The following is a 12,016-nucleotide window of genomic DNA, read 5'->3' as shown; positions in this document are numbered from 1 at the left end:
CCCCCCCCCCCCCCCCCCCCCCCCCCCCCCCCCCCCCCCCCCCCGTCCCCGCACTCGTGCGCCGACGGCTCACGGCTGCCGCTCCACGTAGGTCACCCGCTTCGGGGTGCGGCAGGCGGCGGGCCGGGTCAGCACATACAGCGGCAGCGACGTGGTCAGCGTGAGCGCGGCCGCGGCGACGGCGGCGGGCAGCTGGAGCGCATACGAACGCAGCCACGGACGTCAGGGGCGGTGACGGAAGCGGACCCGGCGGGCGTGTCCGAGGAGGGGACGCGTCCGGTCGGCAGGGAGACGGGGCGGTGGCGGCGGGAGCGAAGCCGCAAGGCCCCCGCGCCCGTGCCGCCCGCCCGGCACAGCGCCCTGTTGTCCACAGCCCCCGGGCACCCGCGCCTGGGGCGTCGTACGCTGGAGACCCCCCGGCCCGTGACACGAGTCGGGCGGTTCGCGTTGCCCACCCCCTGGACGGGAAACCCCTTCATGAGCCTGCACGGTCTGCTCGACGCCGTCGTCAAGGACGCCGCACTCGCGGAAGCGGTGACGGCCGCCACCGACGGCAACCGTATGCACGTCGACCTGGTCGGCCCGCCCGCGGCCCGCCCCTTCGCGGTGGCCGCACTGGCCCGCGAGGCAGGCCGCACGGTGCTCGCGGTGACGGCGACGGGCCGTGAGGCGGAGGACCTGGCCGCGGCGCTCAGGTCGCTCCTCCCGCCGGACACCGTCGCGGAGTACCCCTCCTGGGAGACCCTCCCGCACGAGCGGCTCTCGCCGCGCAGCGACACCGTGGGCCGCCGCCTGGCCGTGCTGCGCCGCCTCGCGCACCCGCGGCCCGACGACCCCGAGACCGGCCCGGTCTCCGTCGTCGTGGCGCCGGTCCGCTCGGTGCTCCAGCCGCAGGTCAAGGGCCTGGGCGACCTGGAGCCGGTCGACCTGCGCACCGGCCGCAGCGCCGACCTGGGCGAGATCGTCGAAAAGCTCGCGGCAGCCGCGTACTCCCGCGTCGAGCTCGTCGAGAAGCGCGGCGAGTTCGCGGTCCGCGGCGGCATCCTCGACGTCTTCCCGCCCACCGAGGAACACCCGCTGCGCGTGGAGTTCTGGGGCGACGACGTCGAGGAGATCCGCTACTTCAAGGTCGCCGACCAGCGCTCCCTGGAAGTAGCCGAGCACGGCCTGTGGGCGCCGCCCTGCCGCGAACTGCTGCTCACGGACGACGTACGGCAGCGGGCGGCGGCCCTCGCCGAGGCCCACCCGGAGCTGGGCGAGCTGCTCGGCAAGATCGCCGAGGGCATCGCCGTGGAGGGCATGGAATCCCTCGCACCGGTCCTGGTCGACGACATGGAGCTGCTGCTCGACGTCCTGCCGAAGGGCTCGATGGCCGTCGTCTGCGACCCGGAGCGGGTGCGCACGCGCGCGACGGACCTGGTGGCCACCTCGCAGGAGTTCCTGCAGGCGTCCTGGGCGGCGACCGCGGGCGGCGGCGAGGCCCCGATCGACGTCGGCGCGGCCTCCCTCTGGTCGATCGCGGACGTCCGCGACCGGGCCCGCGAGCTGGACATGATGTGGTGGTCGGTGTCGCCGTTCGCGGCCGACGAGGAACTGGACGCCGACACACTGAAGCTCGGCATGCACGCGCCCGAGACCTACCGGGGCGACACCGCGAAGGCCCTCGCCGACACGAAGGGCTGGCTCGCCGAGAGCTGGCGGACGGTGTTCGTGACGGAGGCGCACGGTCCGGCGGCCCGCACGGTCGAGGTGCTGGGCGGCGAGGGCATCGCGGCCCGCCTCGACACGGAACTCGCGGAGATCTCCCCCTCGGTCGTGCACGTCGCGTGCGGCTCCATCGACTACGGCTTCGTGGACCCGACGCTCAGGCTCGCCGTCCTCACGGAGACCGACCTGACCGGCCAGAAGGCGGCCGGCAAGGACGGCGCGCGCATGCCCGCCCGCCGCCGCAAGACCATCGACCCGCTGACCCTCGAAGCGGGCGACTACATCGTCCACGAGCAGCACGGCGTGGGCCGCTACATCGAGATGGTGCAGCGCACGGTCCAGACCGCGACCCGCGAGTACCTGGTCGTGGAGTACGCGCCCGCCAAGCGCGGCCAGCCGGGCGACCGCCTCTACATCCCCACCGACCAGCTGGAACAGATCACCAAGTACGTCGGCGGCGAGGCGCCCACACTGCACCGGCTCGGCGGCGCGGACTGGACGAAGACCAAGGCGCGCGCCAAGAAGGCCGTCAAGGAGATCGCCGCCGACCTGATCAAGCTCTACAGCGCGCGGATGGCGGCCCCCGGGCACGCGTTCGGCTCGGACACCCCCTGGCAGCGTGAGCTGGAGGACGCCTTCCCCTACGCGGAGACCCCCGACCAGCTCACCACCATCGCCGAGGTCAAGGACGACATGGAGAAGACGGTCCCCATGGACCGCCTGATCTGCGGCGACGTGGGCTACGGAAAGACGGAGATCGCGGTGCGCGCCGCCTTCAAGGCCGTCCAGGACGGCAAGCAGGTCGCCGTTCTCGTGCCGACGACCCTGCTGGTTCAGCAGCACTTCGGCACGTTCGGCGAGCGCTACTCCCAATTCCCCGTCAACGTACGGGCGTTGTCCCGATTCCAGACGGACGCGGAGGCGAAGGCGACCCTGGAGGGGCTGCGCGAGGGCTCGGTGGACGTCGTCATCGGCACGCACCGGCTGTTCTCGTCCGAGACGAAGTTCAAGGATCTGGGCCTGGTCATCGTCGACGAGGAGCAGCGCTTCGGCGTCGAGCACAAGGAGCAGCTGAAGAAGCTCCGCGCGAACGTGGACGTCCTGACGATGTCGGCGACCCCGATCCCGCGCACGCTGGAGATGGCGGTGACGGGCATCCGCGAGATGTCCACGATCACCACCCCGCCGGAGGAGCGGCACCCGGTGCTGACCTTCGTCGGCCCCTACGAGGAGAAGCAGATCGGCGCTGCCATCCGCAGGGAGCTGCTGCGCGAGGGCCAGGTCTTCTACATCCACAACCGTGTCGAGTCCATCGACCGGGCGGCTTCGCGGCTGCGCGAGATCGTCCCCGAGGCGCGCATCGCGACCGCGCACGGCCAGATGTCCGAGCAGACCCTGGAGCAGGTCGTCGTCGACTTCTGGGAGAAGAAGTACGACGTCCTCGTCTCCACGACGATCGTCGAGTCGGGCATCGACATCTCCAACGCGAACACGCTCATCGTGGAACGCGGCGACAACTTCGGCCTGTCCCAGCTGCACCAGCTGCGCGGCCGCGTCGGCCGAGGCCGCGAGCGCGGCTACGCCTACTTCCTCTACCCGCCGGAGAAGCCCCTGACGGAGACCGCGCACGAGCGGCTCGCCACCATCGCCCAGCACACCGAGATGGGCGCGGGCATGTACGTGGCCATGAAGGACCTGGAAATCCGCGGCGCGGGCAACCTGCTCGGCGGCGAGCAGTCCGGTCACATCGCGGGTGTCGGCTTCGACCTGTACGTCCGCATGGTGGGCGAGGCGGTCGCCGACTACCGGGCGGCCCTGGAGGGCGGCGTGGAGGAGGAGGCGCCGCTGGAGGTCAAGATCGAGCTCCCGGTCGACGCGCACGTCCCCCACGACTACGCGCCCGGCGAGCGGCTCAGGCTGCAGGCCTACCGTTCCATCGCCTCCGCCAACACGGAGGAGGACATCAGGGCCGTACGCGAGGAACTCGTCGACCGCTACGGCAAGTTGCCCGAGCCGGTGGAGAACCTGCTGCTCGTCGCCGGGCTGCGGATGCTCGCGCGGGCGTGCGGGGTCGGCGAGATCGTGCTCCAGGGCACCAACATCCGCTTCGCGCCGGTGGAGTTGCGTGAGTCGCAGGAGCTGCGGCTGAAGCGCCTGTACCCGGGCACCGTCATCAAGCCCGCCGCACACCAGGTCCTCGTACCCCGCCCGAAGACGGCGAAGGTGGGCGGAAAGCCCTTGGTCGGGCGGGAGTTGCTGGGGTGGACGGGGGAGTTCCTGGCTTCGATCCTCGGGTCGTAGGGGCTTCGGTGGGCGCGGTGAGGCCTCCGTCGCAGGCGCGTCACCACCGGTGATACGCCCGGCGTGCATCCGTTGCCCGTTGGGGGGCCGTATGGGGCAGGGGTCCCGGCGGCTACGGTGAGCGGCAGGGGAAACGCGTCCGTGCAGGGCGGACCCGGCGAGGCAGAGGGGAGGGACGTCGTGGTGCGTCTGAGGGGTGGGGCGGCCGTCGCCGCGCTGCTGGTGCTCACCGTCAGCGGCTGTACGGAGGAGACCACGGGGTCCGCGGGACCGCAGGAGTCGGCGGCCGGAGGTGCGGCCCTCACCGCGGTGGACTCACTGACCGTCAAGGGCCGGGCGCCCAAGACGGGGTACAGCAGGGAGCGGTTCGGCAGTGCGTGGGCGGACACCGACTCCAACAGCTGCGACACACGGGACGACATACTCAAGCGGGACCTGGAGGACGTGAAGTTCACCAGTGGGACGTGCAAGGTGAGGTCCGGCGTGCTGGACCCGGACCCGTACAGCGGCAAGGAGGTCACCTTCGCGCGGGGCCGCAGCCTGGTGGACATAGACCACCTCGTCGCCCTCTCGGACGCCTGGCAGAAGGGCGCCAAGTACTGGGACGCGAGCAAGCGCATCGCCCTGGCCAACGACCCGCTCAACCTCCTCGCCGTCGACGCGACCCCCAACCGCAGCAAGGGCGACGGCGACACGGCGACCTGGATCCCGCCGAACAAGGCCTACCGCTGCACGTATGTGGCCGCGCAGGTGGCCGTGAAGAAGAAGTACGGGCTGTGGGTCACGGCGGCGGAGAAGGCCGCGATGAAGAAGGTGCTGACCACCTGCCCCGGCCAGAACCTCCCCGCGGGCGGCAACCCGACACAGGCGCCGAAACGGTTCCACGCGAACTGAGGGACGCGGGCCGGGGGTTCGCGGCGGCCGGGCGCACAGCCGCGGGCGGTCGCGCGGCGGCCCCGCCGTGTGCCGTCGCCGCTTCACCCGGGCCGGGGCGGCGCCTACCGTGTCCGGCATGGAGCTGAAGGTGTCGAGTCTTGCCGAACGTCCCGAGATGCACGACCAGGTGGTCGACATGGCCACCACCTGGCCCGAGTTCCTTCTCAGCGACTTGGTGGGCGACGCGCACTACGGCCGGATCGCCACCGAGCTGCCGGAGTTCGTGCTGTTCGCCGAGGACGAGCACGGCGAGGTCGTGGCGCACGCCTACAGCGTCCCCTTCGCCCTCGACGAGGAGGACCGGCGCGAACTGCCCGCGCGGGGCTGGGACCAGACACTCGTCTGGGCGTTCGCCGACCGGCGCCGCGGCACCTCCCCCGACACCGTGAGCGCCGTCTCGATCGTCGTCGCCCCGCACGTCCAGGGCGCCGGCCTGTCGGGCCGGATGCTGTCCGCGATGCGCGACAACGCCCGGTCGCACGGCTTCGGCGAGGTCGTCGCCCCGGTCCGGCCCAGCGCCAAGCACCTGGAGCCGCGGACCCCGATCGCGGAGTACGCGTTCCGCCGACGCGCGGACGGGCTGCCGTGCGACCCGTGGCTGCGCGTCCACGTCCGGGCGGGCGCCACCATCGAGGCGGTGGCTCCGGCGTCCATGACCGTGGCGGCCTCGCTGGAGGAGTGGCGCGGCTGGACGGGGCTGCCGTTCGACACGGAGGGTCCCGTGGAGGTGCCCGGCGCGCTGGTGCCGGTGCACTGCGAGCCGGGCCGCGGATACGCCGTCTACGTCGAGCCCAATGTGTGGGTGCGGCACACCCTTTGAGCTCGACGTATGGCTGGCGCGGGGGTCGGCGCGGGCGGCGAACGCACCCTCGGCCGGGGTGGGTCAGCCGCTCAGCTTGTCCAGGTCGAGGATCTTGCCGCGGGGGGCGTCGGCCGGGACCGGCTTGTTGTAGTCGGTGAAGGTGAGGGTGCCGGGGTCCTTGGCGGACTTGCTGTCGACGCGCAGCAGGTAGGGCTTGCCCTCGGTGGCGACGTAGAGGGTGTAGCTCTCCTTGCCGTCCTTCTCGTGGAGGATGATCGCCGGGATGCCGCCGACCGTTGTCGTCCTGCCGCGGGTCGCGTCGGAGTTCACGTCCTTGGCGTCGGCGAGCACGGTGTCGAGGTCGCAGAAGGTCGCGACGTCCTTCCCGTCCGAGCCGGTCGCGGACATCTTGGTCCACTTGCCGCTCAGCATCTCCACGGCCGCGTCGGTGTCCTCCTTGGAGTCACCCTTGCCCTGGCCGCGCAGGAACTCCGCGTCGTACTTCATGTAGAGGGTGTCCGCGGTCTTGATGAGGTCGGCCTTGCCCTGGCCGTCCAGGCTCATCGTCCCGGCGCACCTGCCCTTCTTGTCGAGGGCCATGTCGATCCCGATCATGCCCCCGGCCCCGTCGTCGGGGACGTCGCCCTTCATGCGGAGCGACGAGGCGCCGGTGGTGGCCTTCACGGCCCGGTCGGCGATCTCGCCCCCGCTGAGCCCGGGGAAGGGTCCCTTCGGCTTGCTGTCGGCCTTGTCCTCGCCGGGCAGGCAGCCGGTGAGGGACGCAGCGGCCGCGGCGGCGAGGCAGAGAGCGGCAAGTGCGGTGCGACGCATGAGAGTTCCTTGTGGTGAGACGAGTGAAGTGTGGGGGGAGGGCGCGCGGGTGATGGCGCGTCGGCGGACTGCGGCCGGGCGGGTGGCCGAGCGGCGGTGAGGCGAGGGGCCGGTGTCAGCCCGTCTTCTTCCAGTCCTGGCAGCCCACGGTCTTGAAGTAGGCGTCACCGGCGCTGACGGTGACGACGGCCGTACCCGTCACGTTGTTGTTCGCGGCGATCGACTCCACCGAGTGCGAGGCGTCCTTGGTGCGCTCCCAGTAGCAGGAGTCGTCCTTGTTGCCGGTGGACCTGTAGGTACCGGGCGCGATGTCGACGCCCACTCTGTGCATACCGCCGTCGCCCTTGATGGTGGAAGCGGGTGTGCCGGACGGCTTCGCGGCGACGGCTTCCCAGTCCTTGCAGCCGCTGGACTTGAAGAGCTTGTCGCTCGCCTTGATCGTCACGTAGCTGGTGCCGCTGACGTTGTCGTTGGAGATGATCGAATCCGGTTCGCCCGAGGCGTCCTTGGAGCGCTCCCAGTAGCACATGTCATCGGTGTTGCCGCTGCTCCGGTAGGTGCCGGGCTTGACGTCCGAGCCGACCTGGAAGTCGCCGTCCCCCGCGAACGCGACCTTCTTCCCGGTCCTGCCCGCCTTGGCGCCCTTGCTCGCTTCGGCGCCCTTGCCGCTGCCCCGGGCGTCGGCCTTCTTCCCGGACTCGCGCCCGGCGGAGGCGGTGGAGCCCTTGCCGGTCCTGTCGGAGCCGTTGTCGCTGTTGCCGCCCGCGTTCGCCGACACCGCCCCGATGACGACGACACCCACGACGGCCCCCAGCGCGATCTTGCCCTTCATACCCATGACAGTCCCCTCCCCAAGGGTGGCGACCGCCTCTTCTCGGCGGCCGCTCATCCGATGGGTCAATAAGAGCAGAGCCTGTGAACCGAGTCAACACGATTCACAGGCTTGAATGTGTACACGGCTGTGAAGTGATGGATCTTGCGCACGCCGGTATGCTCGACGCCACACACCAGAACGAGGGGAGCCGGGCGGTGCAGGACAACGGGACAGAGGTGACCGCCGCCGGTATCGCGCGGCTCGCCGGGGTCGGCCGCGCGGCCGTCAGCAACTGGCGCCGCCGCCACGCCGACTTCCCCAAGCCCGTCGGCGGCACCGAGACCAGCCCCTCCTTCGCCCTCACGGACGTCGAGGAATGGCTGCGCGACCAGGGCAAACTCGGCGAGGTCCCGTTGCGTGAACGCGTCTGGCAACAGCTCGCCGGACACCCCGAGGGCCCGGTCCCCGCCCTGGTGCACGCCGGCTGCGTCCTGCTGCTCATCCACGACCGCCCCACCGTGTGGCTGGAGCTGAGCGCGGGCTCCGACGAACGCCTCGCCGCCCTGCTGCCGGCCGCCCTCGACCAGGTGATCGCGCCCCGGTTCGGCGCGGTGACCCGCGACCGCGCTGTGAACACCCCGACCGGCCCGGAGCTCCTGCCCTCGGCCCCCCTGCTGCGCGGCGCGGCCGAGCTCGCCGCCGGACTGGGCGCCCGGCAGACGTACGAGTTTCTGCTCGGACGCCACCTCGACGCCAACCCGCGTCAGTACACGCTCACCCCGGGCGACCTCGCCGCGCTCATGGCCGACCTCGCGGGACCGGCGCGCACGGCGCTCGACCCGGCATGCGGCACGGGCGCCCTGCTGCGCGCCCTCGCGCCCCGGCCCGACCAGGAGCTCTACGGCCAGGACAGCGCCCCCGAACTCGCCGCGCTCGCCGGCCTGCGGCTCGCACTGCACACCAAGGCAGCCGTCCGCACCGCCGCCCGCGACACTCTGCGCGAGGACGCCTACCAGCCGCTGCGCGCCGACGCCGTCCTGTGCCACCCGCCGTTCAACGAACGCAACTGGGGGCATGACGAACTGGCCTACGACGCCCGCTGGGAGTACGGCTTCCCGGCCCGCACCGAGTCCGAACTGGCCTGGGTCCAGCACGCGCTGGCCCGCCTCAAGGACGGCGGCACCGCCGTCCTCCTCATGCCGCCCGCCGCCGCATCCCGCCGCTCCGGCCGCCGTATCCGCGCCGACCTGCTGCGCCGCGGCGCCCTGCGCGCCGTGATCGCCCTGCCGGTCGGCGCGGCGCCCCCGTACAACATCCCGCTGCACCTGTGGGTGCTGCGCAGGCCCGACAAACCCCCGGCGCAGCCCGAGTTGCTGCTCGCCGACACCGGCGCGCTGGCCGCCGACGGCAGGGGCGGGCTCGACTGGGGGGCCGTACGAAGCGCGGTCCTGGACGCCTGGCGGCCGTTCGAGCACACCGGCACGGCCGAGGAGCGGCCCGGGCTCAGCCGCTCGGTACCCGTCATCGAACTCCTCGACGACGACGTCGACCTCGCCCCCGCCCGTCATCTGCCGCCCCCCGCGCCGGGCGGCGGCACCGAACAGCTCGCGGCCGTACGCGAACACTTCGGGCAGACCCTCCGCCTGACCGCCGACCTCACCCCCGTGGCCGTGGACGAGGGGCCCTCCTCGCGCCGGCCGCTCATCACCGTCGGCGAACTCGCGCGCGCAGGCGCCCTGGTGATGCGTACAGGCGGAAACGGGGCACCCGCGCGCGTGCCCGTGCTCACCGACCACGACGTGCTGGCCGGAACCGCCCCCTCCGGCACCCTCCCCGAAGGGGACGAGGAACCCGTACTGGTCGAGGCGGGCGACGTCGTCGTCCCCGTCATCGGCGGCGGCTCCATCGCGCGCGTGGTCGACGACGCGACAGCGGGCGCCGCCCTGGGGCGCAACCTCACCGTCCTGCGCCCCGATCCCACGGCGCTCGACCCCTGGTTCCTCGCCGGCTTCCTGCGCGGCACCGCCAACAACCGCCAGGCCAGCAGCTACGCGTCCACCGCCACCCGGCTCGACGTACGCCGCCTCCAGGTGCCCCGGCTCCCCCTCGACCAGCAGCGCCGCTACGGCGAACGCTTCCGCGCGCTCGCCGAGTTCGAGGACGCGCTCCGGCGCGCGGGCCGCCTCGGCGAGCAGCTCGTACGCGGCATGTACGACGGCCTCACGGACGGGACGGTCGCGCCCGACTGAGGCTGCGGCGACACGTGAAGTGATCAGGCCGACAACGGTTCGGTACAACCCGGGACCGGTTGTCCTTGTCGGCCTATACGCTCGATCCGACACGCTGCGGAATCGGATTCCCGCGGCGCCGGACCGTCCCCGTACGCCCACTTCAGGCACAGGAGCAGCCATGCACGGCCACGGCTACGCACAGCCGGTGAAGCAGCCGCCCGCGACCGGGTGGCTGGTCTTCGTGCGCGTGCTCCTCGTGGTGATCTCGGTGTTCACCCTCGGCCTGCTCGCCTGGATCATGATCCTGCGGCTGGCCATCGTGACGCGCAAGTCGCTGGACTGGGGGTTGCTGGTGGCCGCGATCGCGGCCGACGTCCTCAGCCTCGTCCTGATGGGCACCGAGCCCGGCGACGAGATCCACACGACGGGCGGCTGGCTCGGCCTCGCCCTCCTCTTCGGCACCCTCGTCGCCGCGATCTCGTACTACCTCGCGGCGGAGATACGCCACTTCCACCAGCTCCGCTTCCCGGCCTACGCCCCGCAGCCCGCGTACGGATACCCGGCGCCCCAGCCGTCCCCGTCGCCCTACACCGCGACGACCGCGCCGCAGCACCCGATGACCCCACTCGCCCCGATGCCGCAGGCGACGCAGACGCCCATGCCCCACACGCCGGTACCGCAGCCGCCTCCGCAGCGCCCGGCACCCGCCCGGATCGACCAGGTGCGCGCCGAACTCGACGAGCTCAGTGACTACCTGCGCAAGCAGGACGGGCACCACGACGGGCAGCACGAGGGCGGCAGGTGACCGTGGCGGCGGGACGCACCATCGCCGGCCGCTACGAACTGTCCACGCTCATCGGACAGGGCGGCATGGGCCAGGTCTGGACGGCCTACGACGATCGCCTCGACCGGCGGGTCGCGGTCAAGCTGCTGCGCCCCGACAAGGTCGCGGGCCAGGAGGCCGACGAACTGCGCCGCCGCTTCGTGCGCGAGTGCCGCGTCACCGCCCAGGTCGACCACCCGGGCCTGGTCACGGTCCACGACGCGGGCAGCGCGGGCGAAGAGCTGTTCCTCGTCATGCAGTACGTCGACGGGGCCGACCTCTCCGACCACCTCGCCGAACACGACCCGTATCCCTGGCAGTGGGCCGTCGCGGTCGCCGCGCAACTGTGCGCCGTCCTTAGCGCCGTGCACGCCGTGCCGATCGTGCACCGCGACCTGAAGCCCCGCAACGTCATGGTCAAGCAGGACGGCACGGTCACCGTCCTGGACCTCGGCGTGGCATCCGTCATGGACACCGACACCACCCGCCTCACCCACACCGGCTCACCCATCGGCAGCCCCGCCTACATGGCACCCGAGCAGGCGATGGGCGGCGCGGTCGGCCCGTACACCGACCTGTACGCACTGGGTGTGCTGCTGCACGAACTCCTCAGCGGGGACGTGCCGTTCAGTGGATCCACCGCCCTCGGCGTGCTGCACCGCCATCTCTACGAGCCGCCGCTCCCGGTCCGCAGGCTGCGCCCCGAGGTCCCGCCGGCCCTGGAGGCGCTCGTCCTGCGCCTGCTCTCCAAGGACCCGCAGCACCGGCCGGCCTCCGCGCAGGAGACGTACGAGGAACTGCTCCCGCTGCTGCCCGCGCGCGGTATGCCCGGCAGCGCTCCTCTCGATCCCACGCGCCCCTTCCTGCGCCCGCACGCTCCCTGGCCGGACCGCGCGCGCACTCCCGCGCCCCAGCCGCAGGCCGCCCCCGCCGTAGAGAAGGCCGACGTCGTGGGCGCTGTCGACGAGGTCAAGCGGCTGCTGGGCGAGGGCCGCATCACGCAGGCCGTCGACATCCTCGGCTCGATCCTCCCGGCCGCCGCCGCCGAGCACGGCGAGCACTCGCCCGTCGTACGCACCCTGCGCAAGCAGTACGCGGCCACCCTCATGGACGACGGCCAGTTCCGGCGCGCGCTGCCCGAACTGCGCCGGCTCGCCGACGAACGCGCTGCCGAGGCCGGTCAGGCCGACCCGCAGTCGCTGCGCTTCCGCTACGAGGCCGCACAGTGCCTCGAACAGCTCGGCGAACCCGCGGCCGCCCTGGCCGAATACCGCGCCCTGCTGCCGTACTACGAGAACCAGTACGTCGCGGGCGACCCCGAGCTCTCCCTCGAAGTCCGCCGCCGCATCGGCCACTTGCTCCTCGCCCTCGGCGACCGCGGCGCCGCCCACGGCACCCTGGCCCGCCTGCTGCACGACGTGGAACGGCTGCGCGGCCCGGGACACCCCATGGCGGCGGAGATCCGGCGAACGCTGCAGTGGCTCGGGCAGGTGCGCGGCTAGCGAGGGGTCGCGATCCGTTTCCGCGACGGCGCGGCGGTGCCCGAAGTCGCCGTGAATCGTTGGTTCTGG

The 12,016-nt window shown here is 72.3% G+C and carries 8 protein-coding genes; 6 read left to right on the top strand and 2 right to left on the bottom strand.

Going from position 1 to position 12,016, the window contains the following annotated elements:
* Positions 1-477: 477 nt before the first annotated feature.
* From mfd to ACN6LB_RS16525, 3 genes are all read left to right on the top strand, one after another.
* A complete protein-coding gene (gene mfd / locus ACN6LB_RS16535) occupies positions 478-4,008 on the top strand; it encodes a transcription-repair coupling factor (protein ID WP_445026500.1) in 3,531 nt (1,176 codons plus the stop codon).
* Positions 4,009-4,188: 180 nt separating this feature from the next.
* Positions 4,189-4,902, top strand: coding sequence for an HNH endonuclease family protein (locus tag ACN6LB_RS16530; protein WP_445026498.1), 714 nt, complete (start codon positions 4,189-4,191; stop codon positions 4,900-4,902).
* Positions 4,903-5,020: 118 nt separating this feature from the next.
* Complete coding sequence (locus ACN6LB_RS16525) at positions 5,021-5,764, top strand: N-acetyltransferase (RefSeq protein ID WP_445026496.1); 744 nt, start codon at positions 5,021-5,023, stop codon at positions 5,762-5,764.
* Between the two features lie 63 nt (positions 5,765-5,827).
* Here ACN6LB_RS16525 and ACN6LB_RS16520 read toward each other — a convergent pair whose 3' ends face one another.
* A complete protein-coding gene (locus tag ACN6LB_RS16520) occupies positions 5,828-6,577 on the bottom strand; it encodes a hypothetical protein (RefSeq protein WP_356143655.1) in 750 nt (249 codons plus the stop codon).
* Positions 6,578-6,692: 115 nt separating this feature from the next.
* Positions 6,693-7,415 carry a hypothetical protein gene (locus ACN6LB_RS16515; RefSeq protein ID WP_445026495.1) on the bottom strand — a complete coding sequence of 241 codons (723 nt, stop codon included), beginning with the start codon at positions 7,413-7,415 and terminating at the stop codon, positions 6,693-6,695.
* A 152-nt stretch (positions 7,416-7,567) separates the two neighbouring features.
* Here ACN6LB_RS16515 and ACN6LB_RS16510 point away from each other — a divergent pair, with 152 nt between their 5' ends.
* The 3 genes from ACN6LB_RS16510 (at position 7,568) to ACN6LB_RS16500 (ending at position 11,947) form a co-directional block, all read left to right on the top strand.
* Positions 7,568-9,640, top strand: a complete 2,073-nt coding sequence (locus ACN6LB_RS16510; RefSeq protein WP_445026494.1) for an N-6 DNA methylase — start codon at positions 7,568-7,570, stop codon at positions 9,638-9,640.
* Positions 9,641-9,800: 160 nt separating this feature from the next.
* Positions 9,801-10,427, top strand: coding sequence for a hypothetical protein (locus ACN6LB_RS16505; protein WP_445026493.1), 627 nt, complete (start codon positions 9,801-9,803; stop codon positions 10,425-10,427).
* Positions 10,428-10,465: 38 nt separating this feature from the next.
* Positions 10,466-11,947, top strand: a complete 1,482-nt coding sequence (locus ACN6LB_RS16500) for a protein kinase domain-containing protein (RefSeq protein WP_445026507.1) — start codon at positions 10,466-10,468, stop codon at positions 11,945-11,947.
* Positions 11,948-12,016: the final 69 nt, after the last annotated feature.

The sequence above is a fragment of the Streptomyces sp. SAS_270 genome, from assembly GCF_052543295.1.
This window is presented reverse-complemented; position numbering and strand designations above follow the sequence as displayed.

Bases quoted from the DNA above. Each gene is read 5' to 3' on its own strand.
- mfd (WP_445026500.1), top strand. From the start codon at position 478: ATGAGCCTGCACGGTCTGCTCGACGCCGTCGTCAAGGACGCCGCACTC.
- ACN6LB_RS16525 (WP_445026496.1), top strand. From the start codon at position 5,021: ATGGAGCTGAAGGTGTCGAGTCTTGCCGAACGTCCCGAGATGCACGAC.
- ACN6LB_RS16520 (WP_356143655.1), bottom strand. From the start codon at position 6,577: ATGCGTCGCACCGCACTTGCCGCTCTCTGCCTCGCCGCCGCGGCCGCT.
- ACN6LB_RS16515 (WP_445026495.1), bottom strand. From the start codon at position 7,415: ATGGGTATGAAGGGCAAGATCGCGCTGGGGGCCGTCGTGGGTGTCGTC.
- ACN6LB_RS16510 (WP_445026494.1), top strand. From the start codon at position 7,568: ATGCTCGACGCCACACACCAGAACGAGGGGAGCCGGGCGGTGCAGGAC.
- ACN6LB_RS16505 (WP_445026493.1), top strand. From the start codon at position 9,801: ATGCACGGCCACGGCTACGCACAGCCGGTGAAGCAGCCGCCCGCGACC.